This window comes from Paenarthrobacter sp. NPDC091669 (genome assembly GCF_044756725.1).
GTDB lineage: Bacteria > Actinomycetota > Actinomycetes > Actinomycetales > Micrococcaceae > Arthrobacter > Arthrobacter bambusae_C.
Genome location: NZ_JBIVTK010000001.1, coordinates 102,215 through 117,558 on the forward strand (window position 1 = coordinate 102,215; position 15,344 = coordinate 117,558).

The following is a 15,344-nucleotide window of genomic DNA, read 5'->3' on the forward strand; positions in this document are numbered from 1 at the left end:
ATCTAGATCGTTCTAGTCAAACCATGGTGACATGCGGTTTACGTCCCGTCTAGATCGTTCTATACACTGGTTGCAACGGGAGGAAATATGTCAGAACTGCAGCGCCGCCCCACCCTGATGGACGTAGCCGACGCGGCCGGCGTCTCACGCGCCTTGGTGTCCATCGTCATGCGGGGAGCCCCCGGAGCGGCCGAATCCACCCGGCAAAAAGTCCTTCAAGCGGCCAATGAGCTGGGATATCGGGCAGACTCCCGGGCGAGGCTCCTGCGGAGCAGCCGGACCAAGCTCCTGGGACTCGCTTTTTCCAGCTCGCAGCCCTTTCATGCGGAAATCGTCGATGCCGCCTACGCTGAAGCTTCGGCCAAGGGCTATGAAATAACACTCAGCGCCGTGGCCAACGGCAGGCCCGAGGCCCGGGCCATTGAGACCTTGCTTGACGTCGGGGCGGAGGCATTGATCATTATTGCCCCCACCCTTGGCCCGGATGACTTGGCCTTCCACGCCCGCAGGGTTCCGGTGGTGAGCCTCTTACGCGACGATGTGGGCCAGGCCGTGGATTCGGTCAGCAGCGATGATCGCGCCGGGATCGCGCTGGCAGTTGACCACCTGGTCAGCTTGGGCCACCGGAGGATCGTTCACGTCGACGGCGGCACTGCGGTTTCGTCGGAAAATCGCCGGGAAGCCTACCGCGCGGAGATGATCCGGCGCGGACTGACTCCCTTGGTTGTTCCGGGCGGGGCTGGAGAGGAGGACGGCATGGAAGCAGGCAGGACCCTCCAGGCTGACCTGCCCACGGCTGTCATCGCTTTCAACGACAGGTCAGCGCTTGGAATCATGGAGTGTTTCAAGGCTGCGGGGATCAGCATTCCCGAGGATGTGTCAGTCATTGGCTACGACGACAGCCACTTCGCCAAGCTGAGCTACGTCCAGCTGACATCCGTCAGCCAGGACGCTCCGCTCCTTGCCGCCGCCGCCGTCGGCCGCGCCGTGGACCGGATTGAAGGGGTAAAGTCACCGGGCAGCGTGGTCGGGACACCGCATCTGATCATCCGTAAAACCACAGCCCTGGCGCCTGAAGGAAACAGCGACACCTGAAGAAAGCCGCAGCTCTTAGTGACAGATCACTGTAAAGTGTCTATATGCCCAGGATCACGGCCGCCACGAACGCTGCCCAACGCGCCGAGACCCAACGGAGGATTCTCACGGCCTTCGGTGAACTCCTCTTCACCCATGGCCTCCCAGGCCTGACCATGACAGACGTCGCCCGTCACGCGGGCGTTGGCCGCACCGCCGTCTACAACTACTACGCGGACATGGAGCAACTGCTCATTGCGTACGCCCTGGACGAGACCGAACGGTTTATTGTCGACCTTCGCGATTCACTGGCTGCGCTGGAAAACCCGGTGGACAGGCTGGCCCTTTACGTCCGCGCGCAAGTGGAGGATCTGAGCCGCCGCCACCTGCCCCCGGGACCTGCCATGGCCGCAGTCCTCTCGCCGGGTTCCTTCGCGAAGCTCGCGGACCACGTGGGCGACCTCAATATCCTTCTGCAGGACATCCTTCAAGACGGCGTCCGCCAGGGCTACCTCCCGGACGTCGACGTCGCCCAGCTGGCGCGGCTCATTCACGGAACGCTGTCTGCCAGCGCCGCGCGACGCAACCGAACGCCCGACGGCGGGACTACCGCGCCTGCCCCGGCCTCCGACGTCGAGATCAAGGCAGCTGTTGAGGCACACGAATCTGTTGAAGCCCATACTGCGCAGACCGTACATTTCATCCAGCTAGGGGCCGGCGCACGCTTCGACGAAGCCGGGCGGCCGATTCGGCTGGAAGCAGCCGTCCAGGAAGCACCCATCCACGACGCCCTGGCGGGCTAGTGCAGGGGCGGCTGCCTGCCGTTACTGCCCCGCTGGAAGCGTCGGGATGATCGGCCACTTGGAGTTATCGGCAATGCGCAGGTCCTCGCGCGGGCACAGCAGCTTCCCCGGGGTTTGATCCACCAGTTCCGGTTCCACCAGGCCTTCGTAGTCTGAGGTGAGGATGACATCCACGGACTCGTCCTCACGGTTGTCCTGGAAGTAGTCCGTGCCGGCAAGGTTGCGCTGGACGTTGAACGCAGCCGCCTGGCCCTTGACGCCGGAAACTACTACGGCCACTCCGGCGTAGGCGGTCTCGCTGTTATCCACCGAAGCCACTTTGAAGCCCCGGGCAGTAAATTGCTCAGCCACGGTACCTGCCAGGCCGCCGCGGGAGGTGGCGTTGAAGACGTTGAGGTTCACTGTTTCGTTCGGAACGTAGTCGAACGTGGTGGTGGGGCACAGGCTCACCGGGGCTTTACTGGCGATCGCGGTGGGGACTTTGATCACGCCGTTCATGATGGCCCAGGCTCCAACCGCCCCGGCAGCGATCACACCCACCAGCAGCACCAGGACAATTCCGTGAAGCAGCCGGCGCCGGAAACGGCTTTTCTGGGCCGCGGCATCCTCGGCAAAGGTGGCCCGGAGCTCCGGGCCGGTGACCACGTGGTGGCCATGGAGCAGCGTCACATCCTTGGGACGCTTACGTTTTTTTGCTGGGGACGCCTCCGGACTGGTGGGACCCGTCCGCCTAGCCATCGATCACCAATACACGTGCGTGGATCGCGGTCCTTTGGTGGAGCGCCGTGCGGACGGCCCGGTGGAGCCCGTCTTCGAGATACATGACGCCCTGGTACTGGACGACGTGCGGGAACAGGTCGCCAAAGAAGGTTGAGTCCTCAGCCAACAATGCCTCCAAATCCAAGGTCCGTTTGGTGGTTACCAGTTCATCGAGGCGGATAGGGCGCGGAGGCAAGGCAGCCCAGTCCCGCGGCGCCGAGTATCCATGGTCAGGGTACGGGCGTCCCTCGCCCACAGCTTTGAAGATCACCCTGCAAGCCTATGGAAGTTGGCGCCCTAACGGAACTTGTGACCCGCAGCACAGGCAGGTTGTAGCCAAAAGGTGACTTCCGGCGCCTGCTCCTACGGCCCCGGACCTGGACGCCCGCAGATCGTCCGCTCAAGCAACACCTTGCTTTGCTTCACTGACACATTCAGTTCCTCGGCCACCCGCCCCGTCGTCAGGAACCGGTGCATCTAGGCACCCTCTGGCATACACAACCTCCTAAAGCCGCCCAAACACCATGGACCTCCAATTGCGCAAACAGCAGTTATGCTAGTCGTTGGATTTATTGTTCTGGTTTGGGGGCAGGCATGGTAATTGCTTTTGATGACGGCGCAGCCGACGCGCTGATCACTGCCGCGAACTCCGCCGACGAGGTTCTGCGTGCCGAGGGAGGCTTCCTGTATGGGGCCATGGAGCAGGCAGTGCAGGATTTCAACGGCGGCTACGGGCGCCTGTTCAAGGACGCCTGCGCCATCAGGTCCGATGATCGCGGCAAGCTGGCAGGTGTCCTCGCGGTTCTGGCCGAGGATGTCGGCGAGGCCAAGCACAGGGCCCAGCAAGAGAAAGCCCGGCAAAAGAACATGGAAGCCTGGCAGCAACGCGACAACATCCGCAAACAGCACCTGCTCTCCGGTGGCATCGCCGAAGCATCAGTGACAGTTGCCACCATGGTCCTGGACCCGATGCCCGAGAGCACGCCGGTCCCTGCACTGGCTGTTTCAGCGGTGTTTTCGCCGCGGGACCGGCCCCGGTTCGCCGGCGGACCAGGAACCGGAATCACCTCGGCTGACCCGGAAAAGCTCCGCGGCTTCGCGTCAGTGTCCCGGACGGCCACGAACACCTTGAACTCACACTTTGTCGCAGTCCGGAACGCCTGGAGCAGCTTCACAGCATCGTGTTCCTGGGTGACCATCGAGACTGAATCTTTTGTTGCTGGTTTTGAGCGGCTGCTCGCCGCCAACGCAGCAGACGCCGATGGGATAGAGCAGGTCGCCACCGCATTCGAAACAGCCGGCAGCGGCTCTATCGCGGACAGCATGCTCAACGGGGTCTTCATCCAGTACGCAGCACCAAACCAAGTCGGCTTGAACGACATCGCGGGCCTGAACGCCGCGCAACTGACAACCTGGCTTACCGTACCTGCGAACAAAGCCCGGCTCCAGGGACTCCTGCAGAACCAGGAATACAACCCTGCGGTGACCGCAGCATGGTGGACCAGCCTCGGCCACACAGTAGATAACGGCACCGGCAAAGTTACCCTCGGCGAGACCCAGCAGCTCCTCATCAATACGTTCCCGTCGATCATCGGGAATCTGCAAGGGGTTTCCTACACTGCAAGGAATCAGGCCAACCAACTGGTACTGACGCAGATGCTGAAAGAATTCGACGTCTTCGTGCATGAAACTGCGGTGGGGCGGCATCCCATTGCACCACCGTGGATCAATACTCCGGGATATTTGGATCGACTTCGGAGCATCAAAACCGCCCTGGAAACCGGGCAACATGGCGTTGCGAAGCAACTGATCAGCCTCAATCTCGATCAGCCCGGCGCTGCTATGAGTGTGGGAGACCTCGATGCAGCCAAAGTCACCACCTACCAGGTCCCTGGCGTCGACACGACCGTGGCCAAAAGCATGCCGGACCTCGCCCTGGCCGCTGACACGCAATATCATCAGCAACTTCGTGTTGCACAGCTGAACGACACCCACGCGGGTACCCCACCTCGACTGGCTGTGGTGGGGTGGGTAGCTTTCGAACCGGCCCCGGCGGCTGGGGTCTTCGATGATGCCAATGCCCGGACAGGCGGGTCGTTCCTGAGCAAGGACATCAACACCCTTGCCGCCGTTCAAAACAGTTTGGGAAACACCGCCAGCAACAACATTTGGCTTGTCCTATGGCACGTTGACGGCCCAGGCTGCGGCAGTGGAGGGCATGGCCGTAGACAGCATCAATCTTAATGCCGACATTGGCGTACTGAAGGGTGTAGCAGGTGTCCAAGACTTCCATCTGAACCCGGGCGCTGATGTGTACCAAACCAAATTCACCGTCGACAACGTATCCGACATTGGAAATGTGAGCAGAGAACGCATTCAGGGATTCCACTATCAGACCAATCAGGCTCCCCAAAGTGGACCTTCGTTCACGGTTCCCGTCCCGGCGTACGGAGCAATACAGATCGGGGCCGACGGCGTGGGTACTGATGCGGGAAGTCTAACGCCACTGTCAACAGAGAATCATGGCTGGCTCGAGGACGGTGAGAAGCTTGGGTATGCATCTCTCAATACTGAGTCAAGCTTCAACCAAGCATATGTCTCTCTGGGGCTCACGGATAAGCTGACCAATTCAGGAGAACCTGTGGAAAATCACGAATGAAGGAAATCAGATTGTTGAATCGACGACGACTGACTGCAGCAGCCTTTTCCGCGGGCACCGTCCTGATGCTGCTGATATCCGGATGTGCCTCCGCCCCGCAGGACGGCGGCAACACGACACCGACTGTGTCTTCTCAAGCCACGTCAACGAACAAATTTCCCGACGACGGGAAAGGGGCAACTATGACACCGGAAGATGCCAGTAAGGAGTTCTTCGGACTCCTCGATGAGATCCAAGCCCTGGCACCAAATGAATGGGTGAACGAGGACGTTCCGGCAGGTGGATACTGCAACTTCCAGGACACCGGAAGCGGCAAGCAGTTCTCCGGCGGCCGGACCACGGGACCCCTCAGCTCCGCCGAGCGCGAGACACTCAGGCAGAAAGTCTCAGCATTTTATGAATTACGCGGGTACAAAGTTCAGACCCTCGATAAATCAACCACCACCAATAATTTGCTCATCACTACTGCATTCGGACCCGATGGGTTATCCGTCGCCCTATACACGGGCGACCTCGGCACAATAATCGATGGCAGCAGCCGCTGTGTCCCGGACCCGGAGGTAGCAAAATAGCCTCTCCACGGGCACGGTAATGGTTACAGCGGCGAATGAGGGAATCAAGAACGTTGAATCGACTACTGAAGGCGTCTAGGTCCAGACGCGTCCTTCCCGCCGCTGCGATCATTCTTCTCACCCTGGCAGGGTGCGGGACAACCCTCAGCACCAATTCTCCTACCAGCACTGTGGAGCAGACCATGGACCCAGAACAAGCACGTACAGAGTACTTCGAACTCTTCAACAAGATTCAAGCCCTCGCCCCCGGCGACTGGACAAAAGTCGCACCAGAGGCTCGGGGGACGTCTGCCATCTGCCTCTGGGCATGGAAGGGACTCAATTCAGCTTCGACAGTACGCAGGGCGCGGTCTCAGAAGATCAGGCTGAAGCGATACATAAGTCGGTAAAGGAAGTCTTTGAAAGCAACGGGCTGAGAGTCGTACAAACCCAGCCCTCGGGGGCGAACCGAGACCAGACGACCACAGGCTTTGACGATGGCAAGTTCTCCATGCAGCTTGGAACGAGCAGCTTCGGAACCACGCTCGGCGGCAACACCCGATGCGCGCCGGATCCCGAGGGCAAATTCCGCTAGGAAACGATGACCAGCCAAGTCCGCCGGTATTGGCACGTCCTTTCCACGATTGCCGTCTATATCCTTCGTGGGGCGTCACAGACGTCACAGCTGTGAGGGTCACCGTGCGGACTGACAGAATAGGGGCATGACTCAACCGCTCCAAGGTACTGACCGGACCGCTGCCCACGCTACGCCTGCCCTGGCGTTGCTGTTGGATGTCGACGGCCCCATCGCCAGCCCTGTGACGCGCGACGTCAAGCCGGACATCATCGCGGACCTGGTGGCGCTGGCCTCGGCGGGCATTCCCGTCATTTTCAACACGGGCCGCTCCGACGCGTTCATCAGCGAGCAGGTCATGGAGCCCATGATTGCCGCCGGGATGCCGTCCAACACCGTCATCCACGCCATCTGCGAGAAGGGCGCTGTGTGGTTCAGCTACACGGCGGAGGGCCCCGGTCCCATCCATGTGGACCACGAACTCGCAGTGCCCAAGGCCTACGGCGACGATATACGCCGCTTGGTTGCCGAGGACTATTCCGCGCACATGTTCTTTGACGAGACCAAGCGCGCCATGGTTTCCGTGGAGCAGCACCTCGACGTGGCCAGTGCGGACTACCTGGCCGAACAGAAACTCTTCGACGCCGACGCCCTGGACATCATGGGACGCCACGGCCTCAACGCCGCGATTCTGGACCACCACGCACCGGAATCCGATGACACGGCGGACTACCGGCTGGACCCCACCATCATCTCCACGGACATCGAATCCGTCCGCCTCGGCAAGGACCTCGGTGCCAGCCGCGCCGTCGAACTTCTCGCAGCCCAAGGCATCACGCCGCTTGCCTGGCGGACCGTGGGTGATTCCCGCACGGACTACGCCATGGCAGACTGGCTTCACCACAACGATCACGACGTAAAGCACGTGGACGTCCGGCCCGCAGACGGCGTACCGGTGAAGCCCTACACCATCCTGACGGCCGCTGACCTTCAACTGGCCGACGATGTCATCCACGACGACGCCGGCGGCGCTTTCCTCCGCAGCTGGCGCGAAGCGCTTTCCATTTAGCAACCAGCGAGACCAGTTTCACGCACCGACGATCCCGGAGATACAGCCATCACACAAGCACAGGTCGATCCGATTTACCACGGCAGCCCGTCCATTGAAGAGGACACGATTGCTGAGGCGATCTCGCCTGCCGTCGTCGCGCATCTCAAGCACCGGTCCGACGTCGTCCGTCACCGTGGGCGGTATGCCCTGATCAACGCCGACCTCACCCCGCAGCAGGCCATGGTGTCCGATCTCCTGGCGGTCAGGGCGGCGCTGGACGCTGCCGGCGTCGATTTCATCCTGGTGCGCGGCAATGACGAGCGGCCGGTTGTCGCTGTCGACTGGGAGTCACGCAAGGAGGTCCGTGAGGCGCTGGTGTCGGCGTTCCACAACGAGCCTTTCTACTCGATGACCGTGGACGCCAAGAAGAAGACTTCGGTCCTGGTGGCCGACGGCGAGCTGTCCGCCAACCGTAAAGCCCGCATCTTCCGCTTGTACCGCCCCCGCGTCGAAACGGGCGGTGGCCTCTGGTACGGCCCCGCGCTGGGTGTGCAGTTGGAGCTGTGGCGGTTTGAGGGTGACCATCTTGAGCTGCCCGTGGAGAACTCCCTGACCCGCCGCACCATGCTGCGGCAGGACGCTGTCCGTGGAACCGTCCAGCGGCACGGCCTGACCTGGCCCACCATCGAGAACATGTTCGCGGACCACGCCAGCGACATCGACTTTGACATCGACATGGTTTTCTCGTGGGTGGACGGCAGCGACCCCGAGTACATCGCCAGGCGGCGCGCGCAGCAGGCCGGGGCCGTCCTGGGTGAGGGTGACGACCATGAGGCCCGCTTCCGCCAGATCAACGAACTCAAATATGCGCTGCGTTCTGTGCACATGTTCGCGCCCTGGGTACGGCGGATCTTCATCGCCACCGACTCCCCCGCCCCGGAATGGCTGGCCGACCACCCCTCAGTCACGATCGTTCGCAGCGAGGAGTTCTTCGCCGATACCTCAGTCCTGCCCACGCACAACTCGCAGGCAGTGGAATGCCAGCTCCACCACATCGAGGGGCTTTCAGAACACTTCCTGTACTCCAATGACGACATGTTCTTTGGCCGCCCCGTGGGCCCAGACATGTTCTTCACTCCCGGTGGCATCACCAAGTTCATTGAGGCTGACACCCGGATCGGGCTGGGCGAGAACGACGCCGAACGCAGCGGCTTCGAGAACGCGGCACGCGTCAACCGGAAGCTGCTCTGGGAGCGGTTCGGCCGGATCACCACCCGGCACCTCGAACACACCGCGGCTCCCCTGCGGCGCAGCGTGGTGGCCCGCATGGAGAAGGAATTTCCGGCAGAATTCGCCAAGACCGCCGGCAGCCGTTTCCGCGCTGCGGACAACATCTCGGTCACCAACTCGTTCTACCACTACTACGCGCTGCTCACGGGCCGCGCCGTCACGCAGACCAACGCCAAGGTCAGGTACGTGGACTCCACCATGTGGGCTGGCCTGCATTACCTGCCCAAGCTTCTGGCGAAGCGCCACATGGACTTCTTCTGCCTGAACGACGGCAGCTTCCCGGAGGTTGAAGCCAACGAGCGCGCCGATCTGGTGACGGACTTCCTGGAGAAGTACTTCCCGGTCAAGGCGCCTTGGGAGAAGTAAAGCCACCGGGAGCAACAAGCGGCATCGACGAGGTGTGCGTGCCCGGCGACGTGTGGGCACCCACCCGCGATTCGTGGGGAATGCGGATGCCGGCTTCAGCCAGCCGGCGCTGAACCTCGTCAGCGTCCACGGGCTCGCCCACGGTGACGCCGCCTGACATTGGCACCACCGAATGCACAATCGTGTGCTCGTACACGTGGATCATGTTGTACGACTGCGCCCCGTCCCTGCCGCGCTGCGCGCCTGCGCGGACGCCAAGGTCCTGCGTGTAGCACGTGGCCGAGGCCACCGATACCGGAATGCCGGCGAAGCCCGCCGTCGTGGAGTAATGCAGGTGGCCACCCAGGATGGTGCGGACGTCGGTATTACGCACGACGGCGGCCAGTGCGGCTTGGCCGCGCAGCTCCACCAACACGGCGAGGTCCTGGACGCACGGGACAGGCGGGTGGTGCAAGGCAAGGATGGTGCCGTCGGGTGCAGGGGTGGCCAGTTCCGCAGCCAGCCATTCGAGCTGTGATTCCGACAGTTCACCGTAGTGGTGTCCCGGAACCGTGGTGTCCAGGGTGATGATGCGGAGCCCGTTGACGAAGTAGCTGCGGTCCACGGGGTCGTGGGGCTTGCTGGCCTCGGAGGCGTCCGCGAACGCGGAACGGAAGTTGGCACGGTTGTCGTGGTTGCCCATGGCCCAGATGGCTTTGGCTCCGAGTGCTTCGCAGACCGGTTCGATCATGTCGCGGAGCCGGTTGTAGGCTTCCAGCTCACCCTTGTCGGCGAGATCTCCGGTGAAAATGATGGCTTCAGGCCGGATTCTGGAGGCGACGATCTGGTCGCAGATCTCCTGGAGCCTGGTGGCGCTGTCCACAGAGCCATAGAGCGTGCCCGGACCACCCACCAGGTGCAGATCACTCAGGTGCAAAAGCACATGACCTGGTTTGGGGTACTCGGCCTCGATGAGCTCCATAGCTTGCCTTAGCGTTTGGTGGGAGACGGCGTCTCCCGTATCAATCCAGTAGGGCCAATCCAACCAGACAACTAGCCAACAACTGGCTAACAACTGGCGGAATGTTGGAAAATTACTTTCCTCCCTTCAGAATTGATGGCTTTATGCCAGCGCCTTTTCCACTGCCTTTACAAGGTCTTCGGAGTCAGGCTCCACTGTGGATGGGAACCTCGCCACGAGATCTCCGCCCCGGTTTATGACGAACTTCTCGAAGTTCCACTTCACCTTGGCGGGCTGGCCGTCCTCACCCTGGGTCAACTCCGCGAACAGGGGGTGCTGCTGCTTCCCCAGGACGTTTGCCTTGCTGGTCAGCGGGAAGGTTACGCCGAAGTTCCGCTCACAGAATTCCGCGATCTCGTCATCCGCGCCGGGTTCCTGCCCTCCGAACTGGTTGCAGGGCACGCCGAGGATCTCCAGGCCCTGATGGCGGTATTTGCCGTACAGCTCTTCGAGGCCGGCGTACTGGCGTGTGAAGCCGCACTCGGAAGCCACGTTGACCACCAGGACTGCGTTCCCCTCGAACCGGCCAAAGTCCGCTTCTGAGCCATCGTTGAAGGTGAGGGGAATGCTGTACAGGCTGGTCATGGGGTTCGCTTCCTGACGACGTCGGCTGGCGGGCTTGCCGCCATCGAGCTTACGGGAGCCGGCTTTGGGGCGCGAAACGCAGGCATGCCGGCGATTCGTGTGCCCTCAGCGTAGGGACCTCTAGGGCGTCGGAGGAAGGACCAGGGTGGACAACAGGACCACCGTGCCATTGGGCAGGCGAACTTTGTCCGGTGCTACCAGGACATATCCAGGCGGAAGAACCACCGCTGGGAGCGTCGACGGCAGCACCGCGACGGGAGCCGGAGCAGGCACAGGAGCCACCGGGGCTACGGGTGCCGGAGCAGGAGCCACGGCCTGCGTGACGGCCGGCGCGGCAGGTGCCGGAGCGACCACTACAGGCGCCGGGACTACTGCGGCCGGCGCTGCCGGAGCTGGAGCGGCCGGGGCAACCACAGCGGGTGCCGCCGGCGCTGGTGCCACAGGAGCGGGAGCAGCCGGGGCTGGAGCCGCAGGAGGCACGACGGTGGTGGGCGCGGAAGCGTCCGACGACGTCACTGGCGGTGCCACAGTCTTCGCGGCAGGCGCCGTGGTCGTAGCAGGCGCCGTGGTGGTAGCCGGCGCCGTGGTGGTCGGCGAAGGCGTCGGAGTCGGAGTAGCTGTCTGCGTAGGCGTGGCCGTGGGTGAAGCAGTTTGCGTAGCGGTCGGCGTAGGCGTAGCAGTCTGCGTCGGGGTTGGAGTCGGCGTTGCCGTCGCGGACGGTGAGGCGGTCGCCGTCGGACTCTGCGTTGGAGCGGGTGCCTGCGTAACCGGTGGCGTCGTGATGCCCGGCGGCGTCGTGGTGCCCGGCGTCGTGGTGCCCGGCGGCGTCGTGGCGCCCGGCGTCGTGGTAGTAGGCGGAACCACCACCGGCAGTGGCTCGGGCTCTTCGTGCTCTCCGCCGATGACGGCGCGGTTGGTGCCGTCGGCTACCGGAACGGCCCATACCGGAGCCGCGGACGTTCCCGTTCCAACACCGGGCTGGTAGTTGACCATGGAGATGGTCTGCAGCGGATCGATCTGCCGCATGGGCAGGTAGGTCCAGCCGTTGGGGTTGGTGTGCAGGCCGTTCACGATTGTCTCGAAGTGGAGGTGGCATCCTGTGGACCAGCCGGTAGTGCCAACCTGGGCAATGACCTCGCCAACCCGGACGGATTGGCCCTTGGTGACGCCGATGGCCTGCAAGTGGTTGTAGGTGGTGACCAGGCCGTTTCCGTGTTCGATCTCCACGCGGTTTCCGCCGCCCCAGAGGTGCCAGCCGACGGCCCGGACCACACCGGCGTCGGCCGCGTAAACGCGCGTGCCGCAGGCGGCGGCGTAATCCTGGCCCCAGTGGAACTCGCCGGCCAAGCCCGTCAAAGGGCTGTAGCGGTAGCCATAGTTGGAACTCAGGTTCAGGACCTCAAGGGGTGCGTACAGTGCACCGGTGGGCGGACGGGACAACCCGGCGGAAGCTACCGTGAGGCCCGTGGAACCGTCTTTGCTGACAGTCCGGACCATGGCGCGGTCAAAGTAGACCATAGGGGTGCCGGGAAGTTGTTCCGGAGGTTCGGGCATGGGATCGATGACGAGTGTCTCGGCCTCCGGCGGCACCAGGGTGCCCAATGCCGTGGGCCCCACGACGCCCTGCGCCAAGGAAGTATCAACCGCGCTGGTGGGGACCGCATTGAGCGGTTGGAAGCCGAAGGCGAAGAAGGCCAGAACTGCGAGGCTTCCCGCGATGATAACGCGATGGAATCCTTCGGCACGGATCAGGTCTATTGCCCGGTCTGAATCATGATGCTTGCCCACAAAACACTCCCCAAAAGCCAGCGGCACCAAACCCCAGCCTGGCGTGCAAGCACCATTGTTGCGGGTATCAGGGGAGAAATAAAGGCTTCGCGGGTGCCTTCTGTCGAAAGGTTGGCTCAGTTTTGGCTCAAGATGTCTTGAGCTTCGATCTGAGTGCAAGCGTCAACGATAGTGACGGGTCAATGGGCGCAGCGGAGGGAAGTGCTACTTCGTTGCGTTGGGGCGGCTGGTGTGGACATGCTCCAAGTAGACAACCTGTCCCTCAACGTAGAACCAGAGGCGGGCGGCGCCCTTGAGCGTCGGCTTGTGCTGCGCTACGGGCGTTCGACGGCTTCGGCTTCATCGAGCCATTCCACGGGTTCTTTGCCCAGCCCCGCTGCGATAGCCGAGGCCGTTTCACGCCAGGAGGTAAGCTCGGCAATGGCGAGGTGGGGCTGATGGGTGGCGAACGAGGCACGGGCTGCTGCTAGCACAGCAGTCGCGCAGGCTTCCTGGTCAGCCAGGCTCAGGGCCAACATCCAGGGGAAGCGGTCGCTCATGCGGCCAGCCAGGGTCCCTTCGGCGGTGGTGGAGACCGCAACGAGGTGCGCCGCGAGATCCAGCAGTGCATCGCGCGCTTTGTCGGCACTCTCGGACATCAGCACCAGCGATTCGCCGTCGCGTCGGGTTACCTGGACAGGGTGATCTACCGCGGCCGCAAAGACGTCTGCCGATGCGCGGCTGAGTTCAGAAGACTTGAATGTCGTTTTCGATAGCAGTGCTCCGCTCATACAACAACACTTACTCAGAACGTATTCTGAAGTCCGTTAGTCCACTAGCCCAAGGGGCGTTACCTAGCCCAGGTTTTCCTTCAGCAGCGCGCGGTGCTCGACGGCGGCCGTGGAGTGGAGCGCGCGGCCGGCGTCCGTCAATTCCAGGAACAGGGAGCGGCGGTCGTCAATGCAGGTTTGGCGCGACACCAGTCCTGCCTTTTCGAGCCTGTCCACCACCTTGGAGACGGCGCTCTGCGTCATGGGGGTACGCTCCCCCAGGGCCTTCATCCGGCAGGCTGATTCTTCGCTTTCAGCCACGAGGTCCAGGATTTCGAACTCGTTGAGCCCAATGTCGAACTTGGCTTCGAGGGCGCGGTCGATCGCTCCTGCGGTGCGGAAGTAGGAGTTCTGGATGCTGCGCCACTGCTCAACCAGTTGACGGTCACGCGTCGTTGCCATGTGCCGATTCTAGTTCATGACGCGATTTGAATCCACGTCATACAATTCTGCGTCATCCAATGACATGTCATCGTAGTCCTTGTCATTGAATGACGCGTCATATAGATTGAAGCGCATGACATCACCCACCACCCTCAAAACCTCAACTGAGCCGCCTTTGGTTTCAGCCGTTCACTGGACCCGCGCCCAGTGGCTGCTGCTGATGGTTGTCTGCACCGTCTTGGCCCTCGACGGGCTGGACGTTTCCATGGTTGGCGTTGCCCTGCCGTCCATCGGACAGGAACTCAATCTCGGAACCGATTCGCTCCAGTGGATCGTCTCCGCCTACGTCCTCGGCTACGGGAGCCTGTTGCTCCTTGGCGGCCGACTCGCGGACCTGTTGGGCCGCCGTCGTATCTTCCTTATTGCTTTGACAGTTTTCGCCGCGGCATCGCTTCTTGGCGGACTGGTGGACGACCCCGCCATCCTGATCGCCACCCGGTTCATCAAGGGACTCGCGGCCGCCTTCACCGCGCCCACAGGATTCTCCATCATCACCACCAACTTCGCGGAGGGGCGCGAGCGCAACAAGGCGCTGTCCATCTTCACGACCTTCGGCGCCAGCGGCTTCTCGCTGGGCCTGGTGGTGGGCGGTCTCATGACCAGCCTGAGTTGGCGCTGGACGTTCCTGGTCTCGGTGCCGATCGCAGTGGTGGTTGTCCTCTTGGGCATGAAGTTCATTCCCAGGGACAAGCCGTCCGTTGAGGAAAGCGGGCACGATGTCTGGGGCGCCGTGACCCTCGCCCTGGGCATGCTTGGTCTCGTCTACACCTTGGTTTCAGCACCGGAACAGGGCTGGGGATCTGTGGCAACAATCGCCGGATTCGCAGTTTCCGTTGCCGTGCTGGCAGCCTTCGCGGTGATCGAGAACAAGGTCAAGCACCCGCTGATCCGCTTCAGCATCCTCAAGGAAGGCTGGGTGGCTCGGGCCAACCTCAGCGCGGTGGGTCTGTTCGGGTCCTACCTGAGCTTCCAGTTCATCGTCACCATGTACCTGCAGTCGGTGCTCGGTTGGACCCCGCTGGGCATGGCGTTGGCCTTGCTGCCCGCCGGCCTGTTGGTCGCGACCAGCGCACCTTTCGCGGACAAGCTCATCGAAAAGTTCGGCGCCACGCAGCTGATTCTGGCAGGCCTCACCGCGATGGGGTTGGGTTACGTCCTGTTCCTCCGCGTCGGCACTACGCCCAACTACGTGCTGGATATCCTGCCGTCGGTAGTCCTGCTGGGCGTCGGGTTTGCGCTGGCCTTCCCATCCATCAACGTCCAGGCCACCGCAGGGATCAAGGATTCGGAGCAGGGACTGGCCGCCGGCCTGATCCAGACCAGCACCCAGGTGGGCGCCGCCTTGGTTTTGGCGGTCACCACAGCGCTGGTCAGCGGTCACGGCCAAGCGGCCGGAACCGTCAGCGCCCAAGCCATGCTGGAACAGTACCGGCCGGGACTGATCCTGAGCGCCGCCGTCGCGATCGCCGCCCTGCTGGTGGCAGCGGCACCAAGCAGGCGCCGCGTCCGCTCCTGACCCGCCGGAGTTTTCGTACAGATAATGCCCTTATGTGACCCTCATAAGGGCATTATCTGTACACAATCTGCTCTG

16 protein-coding genes are annotated in these 15,344 nt (G+C 62.5%); 9 read left to right on the forward strand and 7 right to left on the reverse strand.

Features of this window, described 5'->3' with window-relative positions; all coding sequences use genetic code 11:
* Positions 1-87 precede the first annotated feature (87 nt).
* Both ACIQLI_RS00450 and ACIQLI_RS00455 read left to right on the forward strand, forming a co-directional pair.
* Positions 88-1,095, forward strand: coding sequence for a LacI family DNA-binding transcriptional regulator (locus ACIQLI_RS00450; protein WP_400383872.1), 1,008 nt, complete (start codon positions 88-90; stop codon positions 1,093-1,095).
* Between the two features lie 44 nt (positions 1,096-1,139).
* Positions 1,140-1,877, forward strand: coding sequence for a TetR/AcrR family transcriptional regulator (locus ACIQLI_RS00455; RefSeq protein WP_400383875.1), 738 nt, complete (start codon positions 1,140-1,142; stop codon positions 1,875-1,877).
* Between the two features lie 21 nt (positions 1,878-1,898).
* On the opposite strand, the gene ACIQLI_RS00460 is transcribed toward ACIQLI_RS00455, so the two are convergent.
* Both ACIQLI_RS00460 and ACIQLI_RS00465 read right to left on the reverse strand, forming a co-directional pair.
* Positions 1,899-2,546, reverse strand: coding sequence for a LytR C-terminal domain-containing protein (locus ACIQLI_RS00460; protein ID WP_347781919.1), 648 nt, complete (start codon positions 2,544-2,546; stop codon positions 1,899-1,901).
* Between the two features lie 61 nt (positions 2,547-2,607).
* On the reverse strand, positions 2,608-2,907 hold the full coding sequence (locus ACIQLI_RS00465) for a type II toxin-antitoxin system VapB family antitoxin (RefSeq protein WP_011773432.1): 300 nt from the start codon (positions 2,905-2,907) through the stop codon (positions 2,608-2,610).
* Positions 2,908-3,230: 323 nt separating this feature from the next.
* Between ACIQLI_RS00465 and ACIQLI_RS00470 the strand changes: the two genes are divergently transcribed.
* The 6 genes from ACIQLI_RS00470 to ACIQLI_RS00495 all read left to right on the forward strand — a co-directional run bounded on the left by ACIQLI_RS00470 (position 3,231) and on the right by ACIQLI_RS00495 (position 9,127).
* The gene (locus tag ACIQLI_RS00470) at positions 3,231-4,880 is read left to right on the forward strand and encodes an alpha/beta hydrolase (protein ID WP_400383879.1); all 1,650 of its coding nucleotides are present in this window, start codon (positions 3,231-3,233) and stop codon (positions 4,878-4,880) included.
* Positions 4,855-5,295, forward strand: a complete 441-nt coding sequence (locus ACIQLI_RS00475; RefSeq protein ID WP_400383882.1) for a hypothetical protein — start codon at positions 4,855-4,857, stop codon at positions 5,293-5,295. Before ACIQLI_RS00470 ends, ACIQLI_RS00475 begins: the two co-directional genes overlap by 26 nt.
* Positions 5,292-5,867 (forward strand): hypothetical protein, encoded by a 576-nt coding sequence (locus ACIQLI_RS00480; protein ID WP_400383885.1) that lies wholly within the window; start codon positions 5,292-5,294, stop codon positions 5,865-5,867. Before ACIQLI_RS00475 ends, ACIQLI_RS00480 begins: the two co-directional genes overlap by 4 nt.
* Positions 5,868-6,174: 307 nt before the next feature.
* Positions 6,175-6,441: a hypothetical protein gene (locus ACIQLI_RS00485; RefSeq protein WP_400383887.1), complete on the forward strand. Its 267-nt coding sequence runs from the start codon at positions 6,175-6,177 to the stop codon at positions 6,439-6,441.
* A 127-nt stretch (positions 6,442-6,568) separates the two neighbouring features.
* Positions 6,569-7,489 carry a hypothetical protein gene (locus ACIQLI_RS00490; protein ID WP_400383890.1) on the forward strand — a complete coding sequence of 307 codons (921 nt, stop codon included), beginning with the start codon at positions 6,569-6,571 and terminating at the stop codon, positions 7,487-7,489.
* 222 nt (positions 7,490-7,711) lie between these two features.
* Positions 7,712-9,127, forward strand: a complete 1,416-nt coding sequence (locus ACIQLI_RS00495) for a stealth family protein (protein WP_400383893.1) — start codon at positions 7,712-7,714, stop codon at positions 9,125-9,127.
* Here the strand turns inward: ACIQLI_RS00495 and ACIQLI_RS00500 are convergent.
* The 5 genes from ACIQLI_RS00500 to ACIQLI_RS00520 form a co-directional block, all read right to left on the reverse strand.
* Complete coding sequence (locus tag ACIQLI_RS00500) at positions 9,105-10,088, reverse strand: phosphodiesterase (protein ID WP_354229037.1); 984 nt, start codon at positions 10,086-10,088, stop codon at positions 9,105-9,107. The two genes, ACIQLI_RS00495 and ACIQLI_RS00500, sit on opposite strands and share 23 nt — an antisense overlap.
* A 141-nt stretch (positions 10,089-10,229) precedes the next feature.
* Positions 10,230-10,712, reverse strand: coding sequence for a glutathione peroxidase (locus ACIQLI_RS00505; protein ID WP_400383896.1), 483 nt, complete (start codon positions 10,710-10,712; stop codon positions 10,230-10,232).
* A gap of 120 nt (positions 10,713-10,832) precedes the next feature.
* Positions 10,833-12,500 (reverse strand): M23 family metallopeptidase, encoded by a 1,668-nt coding sequence (locus ACIQLI_RS00510; protein WP_400383898.1) that lies wholly within the window; start codon positions 12,498-12,500, stop codon positions 10,833-10,835.
* Between the two features lie 314 nt (positions 12,501-12,814).
* Positions 12,815-13,270, reverse strand: coding sequence for a prevent-host-death protein (locus ACIQLI_RS00515; RefSeq protein WP_400383901.1), 456 nt, complete (start codon positions 13,268-13,270; stop codon positions 12,815-12,817).
* Between the two features lie 63 nt (positions 13,271-13,333).
* Positions 13,334-13,711 (reverse strand): MarR family transcriptional regulator, encoded by a 378-nt coding sequence (locus tag ACIQLI_RS00520; RefSeq protein ID WP_354229031.1) that lies wholly within the window; start codon positions 13,709-13,711, stop codon positions 13,334-13,336.
* Positions 13,712-13,826: 115 nt separating this feature from the next.
* Here ACIQLI_RS00520 and ACIQLI_RS00525 point away from each other — a divergent pair, with 115 nt between their 5' ends.
* Positions 13,827-15,269 (forward strand): MFS transporter, encoded by a 1,443-nt coding sequence (locus tag ACIQLI_RS00525; protein WP_400383904.1) that lies wholly within the window; start codon positions 13,827-13,829, stop codon positions 15,267-15,269.
* Positions 15,270-15,344: the final 75 nt, after the last annotated feature.

Coding starts and splice junctions, on each gene's coding strand:
- ACIQLI_RS00505 (WP_400383896.1), bottom strand. CDS start 10,712: ATGACCAGCCTGTACAGCATTCCCCTCACCTTCAACGATGGCTCAGAA.
- ACIQLI_RS00450 (WP_400383872.1), top strand. CDS start 88: ATGTCAGAACTGCAGCGCCGCCCCACCCTGATGGACGTAGCCGACGCG.
- ACIQLI_RS00485 (WP_400383887.1), top strand. CDS start 6,175: ATGGAAGGGACTCAATTCAGCTTCGACAGTACGCAGGGCGCGGTCTCA.
- ACIQLI_RS00515 (WP_400383901.1), bottom strand. CDS start 13,270: ATGAGCGGAGCACTGCTATCGAAAACGACATTCAAGTCTTCTGAACTC.
- ACIQLI_RS00490 (WP_400383890.1), top strand. CDS start 6,569: ATGACTCAACCGCTCCAAGGTACTGACCGGACCGCTGCCCACGCTACG.
- ACIQLI_RS00475 (WP_400383882.1), top strand. CDS start 4,855: ATGGCCGTAGACAGCATCAATCTTAATGCCGACATTGGCGTACTGAAG.
- ACIQLI_RS00520 (WP_354229031.1), bottom strand. CDS start 13,711: ATGGCAACGACGCGTGACCGTCAACTGGTTGAGCAGTGGCGCAGCATC.
- ACIQLI_RS00455 (WP_400383875.1), top strand. CDS start 1,140: ATGCCCAGGATCACGGCCGCCACGAACGCTGCCCAACGCGCCGAGACC.
- ACIQLI_RS00470 (WP_400383879.1), top strand. CDS start 3,231: ATGGTAATTGCTTTTGATGACGGCGCAGCCGACGCGCTGATCACTGCC.
- ACIQLI_RS00500 (WP_354229037.1), bottom strand. CDS start 10,088: ATGGAGCTCATCGAGGCCGAGTACCCCAAACCAGGTCATGTGCTTTTG.
- ACIQLI_RS00525 (WP_400383904.1), top strand. CDS start 13,827: ATGACATCACCCACCACCCTCAAAACCTCAACTGAGCCGCCTTTGGTT.
- ACIQLI_RS00480 (WP_400383885.1), top strand. CDS start 5,292: ATGAAGGAAATCAGATTGTTGAATCGACGACGACTGACTGCAGCAGCC.
- ACIQLI_RS00495 (WP_400383893.1), top strand. CDS start 7,712: ATGGTGTCCGATCTCCTGGCGGTCAGGGCGGCGCTGGACGCTGCCGGC.